This is a genomic window from Sediminibacterium sp. TEGAF015, assembly GCF_025997995.1.
GTDB lineage: Bacteria > Bacteroidota > Bacteroidia > Chitinophagales > Chitinophagaceae > Sediminibacterium.
Window position 1 is genome coordinate 1,052,492 of sequence record NZ_AP026683.1, and the last position, 17,276, is coordinate 1,069,767.

The 17,276-nt window shown below is 38.5% G+C and carries 13 protein-coding genes; 4 read left to right on the forward strand and 9 right to left on the reverse strand.

The features are described 5' to 3' along the window. Positions 1–2: 2 nt before the first annotated feature. From TEGAF0_RS04720 to TEGAF0_RS04755, 8 genes are all read right to left on the reverse strand, one after another. Complete coding sequence (locus TEGAF0_RS04720; RefSeq protein ID WP_264900473.1) at positions 3–2,729, reverse strand: bifunctional YncE family protein/alkaline phosphatase family protein; 2,727 nt, start codon at positions 2,727–2,729, stop codon at positions 3–5. A 90-nt stretch (positions 2,730–2,819) separates the two neighbouring features. Then, positions 2,820–4,343, reverse strand: a complete 1,524-nt coding sequence (locus TEGAF0_RS04725) for a SusD/RagB family nutrient-binding outer membrane lipoprotein (protein WP_264900474.1) — start codon at positions 4,341–4,343, stop codon at positions 2,820–2,822. 20 nt (positions 4,344–4,363) lie between these two features. Next, complete coding sequence (locus tag TEGAF0_RS04730) at positions 4,364–7,651, reverse strand: SusC/RagA family TonB-linked outer membrane protein (protein WP_264900475.1); 3,288 nt, start codon at positions 7,649–7,651, stop codon at positions 4,364–4,366. 81 nt (positions 7,652–7,732) lie between these two features. Continuing rightward, complete coding sequence (locus tag TEGAF0_RS04735; protein ID WP_264900477.1) at positions 7,733–8,857, reverse strand: TIGR03364 family FAD-dependent oxidoreductase; 1,125 nt, start codon at positions 8,855–8,857, stop codon at positions 7,733–7,735. Further along, entirely contained in the window at positions 8,857–10,158 is a 1,302-nt protein-coding gene (locus tag TEGAF0_RS04740; RefSeq protein WP_264900479.1) for a DUF5690 family protein, read from the reverse strand. The genes TEGAF0_RS04735 and TEGAF0_RS04740 overlap by 1 nt, the downstream gene beginning before the upstream one ends. After that, positions 10,158–10,835: an HAD-IA family hydrolase gene (locus TEGAF0_RS04745; protein WP_264900481.1), complete on the reverse strand. Its 678-nt coding sequence runs from the start codon at positions 10,833–10,835 to the stop codon at positions 10,158–10,160. Before TEGAF0_RS04745 ends, TEGAF0_RS04740 begins: the two co-directional genes overlap by 1 nt. A gap of 3 nt (positions 10,836–10,838) precedes the next feature. Continuing rightward, positions 10,839–11,417, reverse strand: a complete 579-nt coding sequence (locus tag TEGAF0_RS04750) for an HD domain-containing protein (RefSeq protein WP_264900483.1) — start codon at positions 11,415–11,417, stop codon at positions 10,839–10,841. Positions 11,418–11,501: 84 nt separating this feature from the next. Then, positions 11,502–13,094 (reverse strand): S41 family peptidase, encoded by a 1,593-nt coding sequence (locus tag TEGAF0_RS04755; RefSeq protein WP_264900484.1) that lies wholly within the window; start codon positions 13,092–13,094, stop codon positions 11,502–11,504. Positions 13,095–13,165: 71 nt separating this feature from the next. Here TEGAF0_RS04755 and TEGAF0_RS04760 point away from each other — a divergent pair, with 71 nt between their 5' ends. From TEGAF0_RS04760 to TEGAF0_RS04775, 4 genes are read left to right on the forward strand one after another with little or no spacing between them, the layout of a single operon-like run. Beyond that, the gene (locus tag TEGAF0_RS04760; RefSeq protein ID WP_264900486.1) at positions 13,166–14,008 is read left to right on the forward strand and encodes an N-acetylglucosamine kinase; all 843 of its coding nucleotides are present in this window, start codon (positions 13,166–13,168) and stop codon (positions 14,006–14,008) included. A 3-nt stretch (positions 14,009–14,011) separates the two neighbouring features. Further along, the gene (gene murQ, locus TEGAF0_RS04765) at positions 14,012–14,833 is read left to right on the forward strand and encodes an N-acetylmuramic acid 6-phosphate etherase (RefSeq protein WP_264900487.1); all 822 of its coding nucleotides are present in this window, start codon (positions 14,012–14,014) and stop codon (positions 14,831–14,833) included. Positions 14,834–14,836: 3 nt separating this feature from the next. Further along, entirely contained in the window at positions 14,837–15,403 is a 567-nt protein-coding gene (locus TEGAF0_RS04770; protein WP_264900489.1) for a hypothetical protein, read from the forward strand. Further along, positions 15,400–16,254, forward strand: coding sequence for a dienelactone hydrolase family protein (locus TEGAF0_RS04775; RefSeq protein ID WP_264900491.1), 855 nt, complete (start codon positions 15,400–15,402; stop codon positions 16,252–16,254). The genes TEGAF0_RS04770 and TEGAF0_RS04775 overlap by 4 nt, the downstream gene beginning before the upstream one ends. Here TEGAF0_RS04775 and TEGAF0_RS04780 read toward each other — a convergent pair. Then, positions 16,251–17,237, reverse strand: a complete 987-nt coding sequence (locus TEGAF0_RS04780; RefSeq protein WP_264900492.1) for an ABC transporter ATP-binding protein — start codon at positions 17,235–17,237, stop codon at positions 16,251–16,253. The genes TEGAF0_RS04775 and TEGAF0_RS04780 overlap by 4 nt on opposite strands. Positions 17,238–17,276: the final 39 nt, after the last annotated feature.

Sequence of the window (17,276 nt, forward strand, 5' to 3'; positions counted from 1 at the left end):
TACTATTTAATTACTGATCCTTCTTTTTGCTGACGATAATGATCTGCACGCATATCTTCCAGCTTATCCATTTCTGGACCTTTCATAATTTTATTCCAATCAATGGTAGTCTTATACTTTTTCATGGCTTTGTTAACATCAAAAATTCGACTATCATGCATTTCCAAAGTATAAGGCGTATAATCAGGTTGATCTGTAAAAAAGTCCTGAAGCAAGCTAGCCGTAACATCATATTGATTTACATATGGGACTCCTGAAATATTGTAAATAGTTTTTAGTATGGCCCCGAAATTAGCATGCGTATTACTGATATGCCCTTTCTTAACATAAGGTCCGGCCATCATTAAAATAGAACGATGTGCATCAATATGATCTACTCCTCCTTGCGGATCATCTTCTGTAATAATGACCAACATATTTTTCCAATACTTAGTACGTGATAAAAAATGTAAAATTCTTCCCAAGGCCAAATCATTGTCTGCCATAAAGGAATGCGCACTGGTATATCCATCTTCAGGTCTTGCTTTGGCAATATGATCATTGGGCAATTGAATCGTCATCAAAGAAGGCATTTGCTCCTTTCCCAGTATCCACTTACGGGTGAATTCTTTTTCAAACTGATTTGCTCTATACTGATCAGGGATATTGGTATTGTATCCTGGATAGGCTCTGCTTGTTTTGTTGAACAAAGCTTTTTGCATGGGTACCATTACCCCATGTCCAGCACCGGTTGCTGTATCATACCACTCTTCTCTAACATGCGCAGTTTCATTCGCTTCCCCGAAATTATAGAATGCCTTTTTTTTGCGATCGAATGCTTCCCAGATACCTCCTGCTTCTGCAAAATCTTCTGGATCCATACTACCTGTTGAACCAGGAAATCTTCTTCCAGGTGCAGATGAAAACAATTTGGCTGTTTTGCTTACACTAGAATTGGCTTCCACCCACTCATTGGGTATCACGCCCATCATCCAATGATGACCGTGTATACTGGCATCGCTATCACAATAGAAATTATCGCTGAATGCAAACTGTCTGGCAATCTTATGATGATTGGGTGTTACGCGCAAACCTTTGAAACGCTCCCGCTGATTGGGCAATAATGTATACGCATTATCTATTCCAAATCTAGCAAGACTACTATCCCCTTTCGCTTCTTTAATCTGACCAAAGATTTCATCATAAGTGCGATTTTCTTTTGTAATATATACTACATACTTGATGGGGCTTTGATATGCTCCAGGCAATGGAGGCAAGGGGTTTTGACCGAGCTCAACAGTTCTCTGTGTAAATGTATTGGTCAATGCAGTAGATGTATACTTAGCAAGCTGAACAGAATCTGGCATTGCTACTTTATGAAAGGATCCTAACTGCAAATCACTAACAAATGTACCTTGTATGGGTTTCTTATATCCAATACCCCCATTCGGTCCTGCTCCTAGTCCTCTGGCAGTAATAATATAGATTTCCTTGTCATCTTTACCCAGCATAACCCTAGATGGACCCCAGCCAGTGGGAATTAAGCCTAATGTTTTTTCCGAAGCAATATCAATTACGGCAATTGCATTGAATCCTAATAAGGCAACAAATATTTTTTTCTCATCTTTACTTAAAGTCAATCCAAATGGAAGTAACCCTCTATATTTATCCAACAAGGGACTTACTTTTATAGGTATATGTTTTACTATTTTCTGTGTTCTATAATCAATCACAGAAATATTATCATTGGTAGCATTGGTTATGAATGCATACTGTTTACCCACTGCAATCGAATTGGGACTTGCACCGCCTACCACTTCAATATCTTCAATGAGCTCTCCTATTTGATGCCCAGTCTTTAGTTTGCTCAAAATTTTATTGCTTGCTAAATCAATAACAAAAACACTCATCGCTTCGGGGGAAGCTGGGCTTCCTACCCCAGGAATTTTCTTGCCATCTATAATGGTTCCATTTATGGATTCTTTAGTATTGTCGCCATATGGATGATGCGATATCAACATAGAATCATAGTTCTGCTCAGTCATTCCTTCAATGAGAGGATAAGCATACATACCCACATTGGCCACAAAGGCAAACTTTTTGTCGGGACTTAAAGACAACCCAAAAGGCAATCTTCCACAAGGAATTGAAGCCACTATTTGCTTAGTTTGCGTATTAATTCTTACCATCCTGAAATTGGCTCGATCCAATACAAGTAATTCTTTTTTATCCGCGTTGTATATTAAATCTGAAGTAAAGCTATCTTCAAATAATACATCTCCCACTTTGCCATTTAATGAAATAGAATCTAAACGACGCATTTGTTGGATATCATAAACCAATACAGCTCCGTTATCCCCTCCACTTAAATACACGATATTCGATTGATCCCCAAAGTCAACCCCTAAAAAAGACCCCTTTGAAAAAGGAGAAAGAATTTTTCCATCATATGAAGGCACACGAGTTGGTTTCATGCTGGTTAAATCAATAATGGTAAACACCCCGTTATGCAATGTCACTGCTTTTGTACCATCTGGAGAAACGCGCATCCCGAATGGGTCATGGGTAATTCGGATCATTTCACCAGCGGGGCTAATGTACCTGCCACTAGGTAAAACAGATATCTCTTTTTCATCAATACGAGCATACTCAAATTTTCCAGGCACTTCCAATGTGGTAAGCACTTTTTTGGTTTGCGCAATGGCTGAATTAAAAAGAAATAGCAATAAACTAGGTATTAAATAACGCATAAAATAAAGATAACAGATTAATAATAAAATGAGGTGAATACCAAAGCATCCACCCCATTCACTAAAACTAAATCGAAATATGAGAAAAACTTATTTGGCAATCCATATCAATGTATTGATATCGTCTGCACCTTGTCTTGTAACAGCAGCTGCCCTATTGGCACCATTTAATGCTTGTTCAGCTAATGGATAAATAAAACGCACTGGAACCTTGTTGTTATTCAAATTGTCTTTACCAGGTACAATTTCTGGCATACCCGTACGTCTCCAATCGAACCAACCTTCCAAACCATTGAAAAATAGGGATACCCATTTTTGCAATGCAATCTTGCCCAATTTTTCTGTAGAAGTACCCATGTAAGCTACCTCTGGCTGTATATAATAACTTGGATCAGGATTTACATTAATTCCATACGCAGCAGGAACCATAGCTGCGTAATAAGCAAAGTTCGCTTGAATACCTTTCAAATAATAACTTTCAGCAGTAGCAGTATTAATCATTCCTTTTTCTGCTGCTTCTGCCAAAATAAACTGAAGTTCTGAGTAGTTCATAATGATTCCTTTTGCAACGTTTGGCAAAGGGGGCGCCTGACCATTGTCATTACAAACCAAACAAGCATAACTATATCCTACTCTGGAAACACCTTGAGGTCCTCCGTTATAGTTTAAAGCTGCAACGTCTCCTAAACCATTAGGGATCCCTTCTATTTTAGGCCTTCCAGAAGCTACAGAAATCTGAGAAGGTCTACCAAATACAGAAAGTCTAGGATCGTTCAAGGCAGATAGACGATCACTCAAAGTTTTGCTGACCCTGATCTCGTCAAAAGAACCTACCCTTGCATCAAATAGTGGCCATTGGTTGGCTGGAACATCAGCTAGGTATTTTAATTCTGCATTATCATCATTAGAAGTCATGATTGGATACATAGTATTGTTAGAAACAATCGTTTGCATATCCGCATTCACAGACTTCTTCTTAGACAATCGCATCAATAATCTTAATCGTAAGGAGTTGGCTAACTTTCTCCACTTCAATACAGAACCATTGAATAGAATATCGCCGGTGATGGCTTCATTGCTGGTTCCTAGAATTTCATTCGCTTTTTTAAGATCTGCTAATATGCCATTGTAAATTTCTTCCTGTGTATCATATTTTGGCAAATAAACACCATTTGATTTTGCTTTAATTGCTTCAGAATAAGGGATATCACCGTATGCATCTGTAGCCAGCGAGAACAACCAACTTTTCAAAATCAGCGCTACCCCTAAATAATTTTGTTGTACGGGCGTACTGGAGCTTGCTAGGTCAATGATGTTTTGAACATTACGCATATTGCCATACACATTTGACCATATACCATTTTTCTCGCCCCAGAGATAACGATCTTCGTTTACGAACTGAATTTTAGCAGTATACTGCACCAATAAATTCCCAGTACCCCATGCCTGACCAACTTGTTCATTTATTGCACTTTTGATGATACCAGACAAAAGTAGATTTGGTGTCACTTTTGTAGGGACATTGGGATTGGTATTTACTTCTGTAAAATCTTTTGTACATGCATTCAAAAACAATAAGGATATTGTTGTAAATGCTATATATATATTTTTCATGATTGTTCTTTTTGGAATGATTAGAATTTCAAACTTAAATTAACACCGAAGCTTCTGGAAGAAGGGATAGACATATATTCAATTCCTGGCAATGCAGTACCACCTGTATAAGACATCACTTCTGGATCTACATGCGGAACTTTTGACCACAATGCAAGATTTCTTCCTACAATGCTTAATGTAGCTGCTTTGAAAGGTGTTTTTCTTAGCACAGTTGCAGGAAAGTTAAAACCAATCTGCAACTCTCTTAGCTTTACAAATGAAGCATCATACATAACTCCTTCTGCAATGGCTCTACCAGCTGTCCACGCTGTATGCCACTCTCTAGCTGTTCTTTTTACATCATTTGGAACCAATTGACCATTAACTACCATTACCCCTTGACCAATTACACCGTTTCCAGGCTTCGTCAAATCATATCCGTCTGCTCTGCCTTCTAGCGTTTCAATGATAATCCCCCCTTCACGTCCTACCGTTTGTGTATGAGAGTACAGTTTACCACCCATTCTAATATCGAAAAGGAACCCTAATTTGAAATTACCATAGGTAAATGTATTATTGATACCTGCTAACCAATCAGGATTATAATTACCAAGCTTTATACGCTCTGATGTTCTAACGGGTCTTCCATTGCTGAATACCATTTGGCCTACATATTTTCCTGTACCATCATAATAAGCCCCATTAGGATTGGTATTTTGAACCCTTGCAAAACCTATACCATACATATCTCCCATTCTTTCACCCACTCTAGCTTCAATACTTACGCTTCTGCTTGCCATGACTAGATTCGTTAACCCATCAGACAATTCTACTACTTTACTACGATTGGTTGAGAAATTCAAATCAACTGTCCATTTGAATCCGTTTTTCTTACCTACAACAGGAACCAAATTCAACATGGCTTCGAATCCGTAATTCTTTATTAGACCTGCATTAATGGAACGGCTATTGTATCCTGAAGTCTGAGACAATGGAATGTTGATAATCTGATTTTTAGTATTACTCTGATAGAAAGTTAAATCTAATCCAACTCTATTATTAAACATTTTAACCTCTGTTCCAATTTCAAATGCTGTGCTGATTTCAGGCTTCAATGACAAGTTTGCCAAACGATCGGTTTCTCCATAAATCTGAGCAGTACCAAAAGCTGTACTAGGATTGTATGCCTGAGTAAAAGTAAAGGGATCAGTATCATTACCCACTTGTGCTACACTACCTCTAACTTTCGCAAAATTAATTGCAGAAGGCAATTTTATCATATCACTCACAACCGCACTGACAGCGGCCGATGTGTAGAAAAATGAATTCTTTTCAGATCCCAGCTTTTTTAATTCTGCAGGCAAGGTTAAAGCACTACTCCAGTCATTTCTTCCTGTAAGATCCAAGAATAAATAATTTTTATATGCCACCTGAGCAGATCCATACAAACTGTTTACTCTCTTCTCAGTAGTTGTTTGTGCCACATCTACCGGAACGCGGTTATTAGTAATCTTATAAATTCCAGGTATATTCAACTGACCAGCATTCACTTCATTAAAGTCTGCTTTTTGTCTGGTCTGATTTCCTCCAAATGTTCCTGATATTGTAAAGTCTGAATTGATTTTTTTGTTAGCAGCAAATAAGAAATCAGTGTTGCGCTCTTCTGTTATAATTCTGGCTTCTCTGTATTGACCAAAAGGGAAACGCTGTGTACTAAATGCTCTTTTATAAGCACGAACTTCTGAAGCATAATCTGTAGCAGCTCTTAATTGCAAATTTAACCAAGGAGCTATTTCATACTTAAGCGTAACATTACCAATAATCCTATCTACTTTTTGGCCATTTGTATTTTCATACATCGTAAAATATGGGTTATCATGATAGTTGTAATTCCATCCAAATTGTTTTAACCTATCTAAACCTGATTGCCATAAACGCTGCATATCAGCTAATTTTACAGAACGAGGCAACCAGCTGGTAAATAAATACATGATACTCTCAGTGCCATAGCTGATAGAAGGCCTATTATCACTGGAACTCTTTATATAAGAAACAAATGCACGGGCACTGAACTTATCTGTCAAATTGTACCCACCACTAAATGAGACAGTATTTCTTTTTAAATCTGTGTTGGGAACTATACCTGTTTGATCCAGATTGGTAAAAGATAAGCGGAAATCACCCTCTTTATTGCTTCCAACCAAGGCAACGTTATTGGTTAAAGTTCTTCCTGTTTGGAAAAAATTTGCAACACCATCCACATCTGCCACCCATGGTGTAGGTGTAATAACACTACCTGCAGGCGCATTCAAGTCTCCGCCTAAAAATGGAATAGGTTGACCATTTAATGTTCTTGGTGAATTAAATTGCGGATATAGTTGTCCTTTAAAAGCTGGCCCCCAACCTTCATCCGTTCCATCTGTTAAACCAGCACCACCGCCATTCACAAAGGCGAATGCGCCTCCATTTCCATTTCCTTGACCATATACATTTTGAAATTCAGGAAGCTTCAATGCATTTTCTAAAGTAATATTCGAATTAACTTCTACACCAATGCCCTTGCTGCTTTTACCAGATTTGGTTTTTATCACAATTACGCCATTAGCTGCTCTGGAACCATACAAAGCGGAAGCAGCAGGTCCTTTTAATACGTTAATACTTTCAATATCATCTGGATTAACAAAACCCGCACCATTTCCAAAATCTACTTCAAGGTTTCCTCTTCCATTGCCACCAACGATAGAGTTTGAAATGGGAACACCATCAATTACATACAAGGGCTGATTTTTATTCATGTCTACTGAACGCTCACCTCTAATGGTAACTCTTGCAGATCCACCAATACCTGAGTTACCGCCCACAACAGTTACTCCTGCAATTTTACCAGCAAGCTGACTAACAACATTAGACTCTCTTGCAACTGTTAAATTTTCGCCTTTCAGTTCTTGTGAAGCGTATCCTAGCTTTTTCTTTTCTCTTTTGATGCCTAATGCAGTTACAACTACTTCATCCAATTCTGAAGAAACAGACTCTAAAGCAATTTGTAAGGATTCACCTTTTGCAATGATGGTTCTATTTTTAAATCCAACATTGCTGACAAGTAAATCGTCGCCTATATTAGCAGATAACGTAAAGTTCCCTTGCAAATCGGTAACTGCATTCAATTTTGTTTTCACCACAGTAATAGTTGCACCAGACAACGGACTCCCCGAAGCTGCATCTACTACTCTACCTTTAATAATCGTCTGCGCATCAGCAGAAAAATGAAAAAGCAATATTGACAAGCTGTACAATATTGCTTTCATTACATGTGTTAACTTACTCATAATAGTTTTGCTGTTTGTTGCGCAAACCTATCATTGCAATGTTAACTCAATGTATTGTTAATGTTAACTGATTGTTGTCAATTATTCAATGGCATCTATCAATTTTTTAGCAAGGCCAAAACTCAATGTCATACCTGCACCACCTAACCCATTTAAAATATAAACATGGTTAACGGGTGAATGAAAAAACCAAGAAGCCCCATCTGTCATTTTAGGATAAATCCCATGCCAAGTTGCATTTAGTTTCCAATTAGATGCTTTCATAAATCTATTCAAATATTGAATTATCAGTTCATTGATGTCTTGCCTATCAAAAGGATCAAAAATATTCCCGTATTCGTGTGAATCTCCTACAGTAAGCTCTCCTTTTTCATGTTGAGAAACCATTACATGTATACCATGTTGTAAATACTGAGGAAAATGTTCTTCTGCGAATTTTCTTAACAACGGCAAAGAAGGAGCCAGCTTAAAACTTCCATAATGCAATAAAGAGAGCCCCCCACAGACTGATGTTCCAATTGAATTAGATACAGACATTTGCATTCGCATCATTTGTAGCTTACACTTTGTAATAGGAGATTGCTTAAAAACCGAAGGATATAAAGTTTCCATTTCATGCCCCGAACAAACAAAAACACAATCAGCGCGTAAAGTCTGTTCATTACTACGTATATAACCTTCACCAATTTCGGTTACTGAAAAATTCCATAAAAACTGAACATTCATCAATTCATTTAAATAAGTGCTTACCTGTGCAACAGCTATTCGTGGATCAACAATCAGTTCATCTGATGAATACAACCCTCCGAATAATCCCTGTTGATTAACATGTGGATAGCGCTTGGCAATACTTTCTTTTGTAAGCAATTGTACAGGACGTCCTTCCTTATTAAATAAATCATACAATTCATTAATTACTGTCCATTCAATTTCATCATTAGCAACATGCAAACTTCCGCATTGATGATACCACATACCTATACCATCGCATACTTGCTTCCATATTTCTGCAGATTTTCTTGCCAGCTGATACAATTCACCTGATGGCTGACCAATTGGCCATACCATACCAAAATTTCGAATTGATGCCCCTACTGCTTTATCAGATTTATCTACAACTGTAACTGAATAGCCTTTATCAGCCAATGCCCTGGCAACAGACAAACCAACAATACCTGCACCAACAATTATTGCACTATTTTTCATTAAAAATATTTATAAGCTTTCATTAAGGAAAAATGACCTTTAAGGGTTATTAAAACAAGGAGGATACCTACTACAGAAACGCCAACAAAAAGTATAGAAAAAAAAGAGACCCAACTTAGCTGAACTTGAATAAATTCTTTTAACAACAATACAAAAACAGTCCCTAAATACCCAAAGGCATCTGCAATGTACATTACAAAACCAACATTACCCTTAACGGAATAAGCAGAAATCATTCTTTCAAAATACAGACAGTTAAACGGAAGATAAGCCAGATATAAACCAGTTGTGGAAAATATCATCCACTGAAGTGGATTCAATACCTGACCGTTGTACAACAAAGTTGCAATAAGGGTGATTATTAGGCCTGCAACCACCAACAAGTGCGTATAAAGAAATGCGTGCCTATTTGACTTAATAGAAAAAAAAGAACCAATTACAATAAGCACAAATATGGCAACCAAAGAACTTGATTGAAAAAAGATACCGGCATTTTCTTTATAACCAGTCTCTATCCATAATTCGTTAGCAAAATCTTCGCTAAAATCTCTTACGATAGTAAACAATGTATAAGAAACCACTATGGGCAGCAGCAAATACCCAAACTGCTTAATAAATATGCTTCGGTCATTTTGAGTCATCGGTTTCCTTTCCGACCTGTTTCTAATATCCTCTACATCTGGCAAGGGCGTATGATGCAATATCCAAAGAGAAATCAAAACAGGACCCACAAAAAAAGAGGCAGCAATAAATGGCATCCAGAAATCATGAATATTAAAATTCAGCAACAACCATTTTCCAATTGATTTTGCAAGACCAGAAGCAAAAATAAAACTGCTTACCAATACAGCACCCATTATTTCTGTTGTTCTTCTTCCTTCTAAAAAGCTAAACACCATACCAAATACCATTCCCAGCGGCAGCCCATTCAGAAACATACAGATAATATTATAGGGAGCAGGAATAATACCAAATAAAAAAAGAGAAACCCAGGCAAGGGATATGCAACAAAAAATACCCTGAATCCTATGTTTAGTATCCATTGTTGAAATAATCTTTATCCCTAAAAACTTACTGATCATGTATCCAATTACCTGTGCAATTACAAGACATACTTTGTATGACAACCCCATGAAACTCCATTGCTCATATGCACCGGCTGTGTAAGGTTTTCTGAATCCATACATACAAGTGTAAACAGTAAAAGCGGTAAATGAAAGAACAAAAAGGAGGAAAGCCGGTGATTGTTTCATTTTGCTATTGAGGCGGTTACCTAAAAAATGGGCAAAAGCAATACGCATTATACAATCGTTAATATTTCATCTAATCCTTGAATTACAAAATCAGGAGTTGCCAGCAATAACATTTTCGCATTCTGTGCACCTGTTGTAATACCAATAGTTAATCCGCATCCTGCATTCTTTCCTTCTTCAATATCGGTAATGGAATCCCCTACTTTTACAATTGAAGCAGCATCAGATAATCCCATTTTTTTCATAGCAAGAAAAATCATAACAGGATCTGGCCGGCTGCTTTCAACATCGGAAGCTGTTATAAGACAGTCTATTGTTTTCCCTGCAATCCAGTTCAGTTTTTGTAACAGTAAATTTGCTATATGAGCGTCATAGCCTGTATTTAGAACCACTTTGATACTTCTTTTCTTTAATTCATCAAAAACCTTTTCGGCATATGGCATAGGTTTTACTTCCATGCGCTGATACGCTTCTGTTAGATTAAGCTGAAAAGCTTCATGAAGCCGTTTGGCAATATTTTCCGGAGCAAATACGCCTAAGTCTACTAACATATCTTTGAAAGCCTGTCTTTTCTCTTTTCCCGCTCCCAAAGCAAGTACCTGATCAAGCGTACAATCATACCCATCATTTACCAACACCTGGTGCATTAGCTTATACACTAAATTATCTTCATCCACAGTTGTGCCTGCCATATCAAAAACCACCATTGAATATTTATCACTCATATTTCATACGTTTTGTTCTAGGTGACGAATAACCATCTCTTTATACATGTCAAGATTGGCCGGCAAGGGCTTATTGGCAATTTTAGCCTGCTCATCAATTTTTCGTATGGTAATTATGTCTTCAATAAAAGGATTTTGTTCAAATCGTATTGCTTCATGATAGGACATTACGCCTCCTTGCAATTGTAGCGTTTTTAGACTAGCATCAGATAATTGTGACAGATAACTAGGGTATTTATAACAGAGATACCTTTTGGCAGGTACATGATTTGCAACTGCCTCTACAATTTTTTCAGAGAAACCTCTTTCTTTTAAAAACTGGGCGCCTAGAAATTCATGATCGATAAGACCAAGCCCTTCCATATCATTTTCTTCCGTTATAGGCTCGCAAATATGACCAATATCGTGTAATAAAGCCGCTAAAATGAGCTCTTCGGCAAGCCCCTTTTCCGACGCTATTTCAGCGCTCTGAACCATATGCTCCAGCTTAGTAACAGGCTCTCCTATATATTCTGACCCCCCTTTTGAAGTAAGTAATTCTATAATTTCCTCTGCTATAACAGCAGCGTTTCTATCCTCCATAAATTTGTTTTAACAAACCTATGCAAGAGAAACGGTGAGAAGATGATCCCTAGATTATTAAACTATGAAGGAATTGTTACCAAATTATTTCTCAATCACATTCAAGGCTTTTTCAACCAGGATGTCAGCGGCGTTGGCTACAACAAAATAGCCGTTGGTTCTCCACAGCTGACGGGCAATCAAAGCCTTAATTCTGTTTTCAATAAACGCCTTACTTCTTGCATCAATGGTATTAAAATTCAATCCCTCTTTGGCAGCATATTGTACAAAAGCCTTCCATTGTGCTGGACTCACTTGGTATTGTTTGTTAAAATCAGTTGCTGTTTTATATTGGGTGTATTGGGAACGATTAGCAACAAAATCATAATAGGCAAAATCATTCAAAGTGCTAGTCATAAGGACCTGTAAAACGGAGCGGGTATACAAAGTTGAATCAAACAATACAGTTGAGTCAGGTGTAATCCCCCCGCCTCCAAATACAATCTTACCAGCCGGAGTTTTGTATTTTTTTACTGTGCGTGCAATAGAATCTTTTTTAGCTACAGAATCGTTCGGGTGAAAACGGCCTACTAACTCTTCATTGTATTTATCGTACCCTTCTGCATAAGACTTCTGAATATTTCTACCCAATGGCGTGAAGTACCTGGCTACAGTCAAACGAACGGCCGCCCCATCACTTAATTGAAATTGTTGCTGTACCAAGCCCTTACCAAAGGATCTTCTACCCATGATAATAGCTCGATCCCAATCTTGCAATGCACCAGCTAAAATTTCACTGGCTGAAGCAGATGTTTCATCAATCAATACAATCAACTTGCCAGTCTCAAAAAGTCCCGGACGCTTGGCAGTAAAATTGGTTCTGGGAGAGTTCTCCCCTTCGGTATATACAATCAATTTATTGTCCGATAAAAACTCATCAGCCATATCCACCGCCTCTTTCATTAATCCACCTGTGTTGCCACGCAAATCCAGAATTAGTCTTTCCATTTTTTGTGCCTGTAACTTTTCCAGTTCGGTCATGAACTCTTCATATGTTCTCTCGGCAAATTTATTCAGGCGAATAAATCCAACTTTGGGGGCTATCATATAAGAGGCGTCAACGGAGCTTACCGGAATATTGCCCCGGGTAATAGTAGCTTCTCGCATTTTACCGGCTCTCAGGTATGTAACTTTTACAGTAGATGCTGCGGGCCCTCTAAAAAGTTTGCGAATGGCATTCCCGTCCAGTTTTTTACCAGCAATGGAAATACTGTCATTTACAAAAATCAACTGATCGCCTGCTTGCAATCCCACTTTTTCTGCAGGACCTCCCGGCATAATATTCATTACATTAACCGTATCATTGATTTGTCGGAATTCTATTCCGATACCCTGAAAGTTCCCCATGATGTCTTCGTTGGCAGCCTGGAGTTCTTCAGATGGAATAAATACAGAATGAGGATCAAGGTGCTTGAGCAGTTCATTTGACACTAGCCCATTAATGCTATCCTGAGAAACCTTGTCTACATAACGGGTTTTAATCAATTCTGTCAACTCCTGCAGGGAAGATCTGCTATTGGGGCTGAAAAACTGAGGTGAAAGGGTTTTCTCCTTCAACTGGAATCCAATCATCATTCCCACAATCATTACTATAGCAAATAATAATGGTAACCAAACCTGCAATTTTTTAGGACCCATAAATGCGCATTAAATTATATGTCATGTAAGCATGCAAATATCTATATTTATTGCCGAATTAAACCTTTCCTATGCCTGCCATCTTAATTGCCGACAGCGGATCAACCAAATGCGAGTGGTGTTTACTAGAAAACGGCAAGAAAAAAACCGTACTAACCCCCGCCATAAGTCCATATTTTGTTTCCGGAGAAGAAATGATCCAGATCCTGAACAAACAACTTATACCGAAAATAAAGCATGCAAAAGTGAAGGCATTGCACTTCTATGGAACCGGTTTAGGTAATCCGGCGAATGTGGCCATCATGAAAAAGGTATTCAATCAACTGTTCCCAAAAACCAAAACAGAAATTAACACCGATTTATTGGGTATTGCCAGGGCTTCCTGCGGTAAAGAAAAAGGGATAGCTTGTATTTTGGGTACCGGATCTAATGCCTGTTATTACAATGGCAAAAAAATTGTCAATATCAGTCCGGGATTGGGGTATGTATTAGGTGACGAAGGTTCCGGTGCTTATCTGGGTAAAAAAGTAATTCAGTACTATCTGTACAAAACTTTTGACGAAGACTTGATGAATCGCTTTCAAAAAAAATACGGCGAAACCCATGCAAGTATATTAGAAAATGTCTACAAAAAACCATTGGCAAACCGTTATCTGGCCAGCTTTGCCCTTTTCCTTTCGGAAAACAGAGGGCATTTCATGATTGAAAATATCATTGAAGACGGACTGAACGATTTTTTCTTTACGCATCTTTATAAATTCAAAGAAAGCTGGACCCAGCCGATTCACTTTGTAGGTAGTGTTGGATTTGGATTTAGAGATGTTTTAAAAGAACTTTGTAACAGTTACGAATTAGAATTAGGAAAAGTATTAAAGACACCAATGCCTGGATTAGTGGCATATCATAATCAATAAAAGATGGGGAATTTTGTAAAAGTAACCGAGCAGTCTTCCAGATACAATCATCTGGAGAAAATGAGTATCCAGGAAATTTTAACCAATATTAACCAAGAAGACAAAACCGTTCCGGATGCTGTTGAGAAAGCCATCCCTCAAATTGAAAAACTGGTATCTGCTATTTCGGATAAAATGCTTCAGGGCGGGCGTCTGTTTTATATGGGTGCTGGAACCAGCGGGCGTCTGGGAATTTTAGATGCCAGCGAATGTCCCCCCACTTATGGCGTACCTCATGGTTTGGTGATTGGACTGATTGCCGGAGGCGAAAAAGCCATTACTCAGGCTGTTGAATTTGCAGAAGACAGTGCAGATGAAGGCTGGAGTGATTTACAAAAACATTATATCAACGATAAAGACGTAGTTATTGGATTGGCCGCCAGTGGTACAACCCCCTATGTAATTGGCGCATTGAAAGAATGCCGGAAAAGAGGAATCATTACTGGTAGCATCAGTTGTAATCCCAACTCACCTGTTTCGGAAGCAGCAGACTTTCCGGTAGAAGTGGTAGTAGGGCCCGAGTTTGTTACCGGCAGCACACGCATGAAAAGCGGAACTGCACAGAAGCTGGTACTTAACATGATTTCTACCGCAGTTATGATACAATTAGGTCGTGTAGAAGACAACAAAATGGTCAATATGCAGTTAAGCAATATTAAACTGGTTGACCGTGGCGTAAAAATGGTTATGGACAACCTGGGTCTTAACGATTATGAAAAAGCAAAAGACCTCCTGCTTAAATACGGTAGTGTAAAGAAGGCTGTTGAGTCTTTTGAGAGTGAATAATATATGCATGATATAGAACCTTTTTTTAACTGGCGTCATATATATATTGCGGAAGAAGACAAGCGCTCTCCTTTCTTTGGACGTACTTATTCTGAGTTTGAATTTTCGCAAACGGTGTACAATTATTTTATTCATCCGCAATGGGATGAATTTGGCAGTAGAACCCTGTACCTGAAAATTATTTACGTGGATTATGAATTGCATTTTGCCATCATTGAGATGATTGGAGAATGGAATGATGCCATTGAGAATGATATTATGGAATTGAAAAGGGAAATCATTGATTTACTGGAAAAAGAGGGAATTTATAAATACATCCTGATTACGGAAAATGTGCTTAACTTTCATAGTAGTGACAAAGAATATTACCAGGAATGGTTTGAAGAAGTAACCGATGAAAATGGCTGGATTGTTGCACTAAATATGCCACAGGCCACCCAACAGGATTTCAAAGCAAAAAAACTACATTATTATATTGAATTGATGGAGCTGACCGATTGGAGAATTTATAAGCCTTATCATCTTTTTAAAAAAATTGACGACGAACTTTCAAAACGCATAACACTATGAACCAGGAAATCATTGATCTATACGACGAATACACGCACAAACCTTTGAGCAGACCTGAGTTTTTGAGCAGACTGGCTATACTGACAGGAGGCATGGCAGCTGCACTAAGCATATTGCCAATGATTGAAGTGAATGCGGCAAATGCAAATGTTACAGCCACAGATGACCTGGATACTGAAACCATAACTTATGAAGGCATCAATGGTACCATGAGTGCCTATGTAGCAAAACCCAAAAATGCTAAGAAGCTCGCAGCTGTTATTGTTATACATGAAAACAGAGGATTGAATGCACATATTGAAGATGTAGCCAGAAGAGCAGCCAAAGCGGGCTATCTTGCTATTGCCCCGAACATATTATCTCCATTGGGAGAACTCCCCAAAAACGACGATGAATTGAGAGCTAAGTTTGCCACTTTAAAACCAGAGGAGAGTCTCGAAAATTTCATCCGAGCTGTTTCTTATGCTAAAAGCAGAAAAGACTGTAATGGAAAGGTAGGTTGTGTAGGATTCTGCTGGGGCGGAGCAATGGCCAATAACCTGGCTGTTCAGGTTCCAGAATTAAAAGCAGCAGTTGCGTATTATGGAAGACAGCCTGATGCGGCAAAAGTACCTCAGATCAAAGCAGCTGTTATGTTACATTATGGGGGATTGGACACGCGGGTAAACGAAGGAATTCCGGCTTATGAAGCTGCCTTAAAAGCGAGCAATATAAAATATGAATTGTTTATTTATGACAATGTAAACCATGCATTTCATAATGATACAGCTCCAGCACGTTACAATGAAGAAGCAGCTAAATTATCCTGGGAAAGAACCATTGGCTTTTTTGGTAAGTACCTAAAATCTTAAGTCGCACTGCTACTGGCTACGTATACAAATACGATGTCTCCAGGATTAAATAAAAACGAATGCGTGCTTACTTTTAAAAGGAATCCATCTACCAACACTTCAATGGCATAATAGGCACCGAAGAACATTACTTTTTGCACGACACCCTCAACCCAGTGCTGGTTTGATGGTCTGGACACACTAATGGCCAGCTGCTCTGGTCTGATCAATGCTCTTTTCCCTCTTACTCCCTCTCCTAACATTTGCACAAACACTTCGTGTGTTTTGGTATTGATTAAGTTGTATTCTCCCATTAAAGCAGCTACATATTCATTTACAGGATGATGGTACAATTGTTTGGGCGTTCCCTGTTGCACCAGTTGTCCATCCTGCATAATCAATATGCGATCTGCCCAAGACAACAAATCTGTAGCATCATGGGAAACCAGGATACAGGTGACTTTTAGCTTATCACATATATCGTCAATCACCGATCTGATTAATGTCTTGTGCACTCTGTCCAAATTGGAGAACGGTTCGTCGAGCAACAATAATGTAGGATAAGATATCAATTGTTTCGCCAAAGCAATCCGCTGTTTTTCACCGCCCGACAATTCATCAGAACGACGCATCATCAAGTGAGCAATTCTGCAGACTTCAAAAATTTGCTGTGCAGAGCGATAATCTAACTGATTGGTCATTTCCAACAACTCGTGCACTTTATAATTATTCCGAAGTTCATAGTGCTGAGACAAATAGGCAATTTTAGGATGCCCGGGCAGTAGTTGCTCCTCGGGTCCCAGTACCCGCATCCCTTCAAAATAAACATTCCCACCTGTAGGCTGCGCCAGCCCTGCAATCAGTTTTAGCAAAGTAGACTTTCCCGATCCGGTTTCCCCGGCAATGGCCACACGTTCCCCTTCCTGCATGGTAAAATGCAAGGGGTGTAATACCATATTCTCTCCTTCCTGTTTACATAGTTCCTGTAAGTCTAGAAAAACCATATCACAAATTACAAAATTGTACCTTCATGGTCTAATACA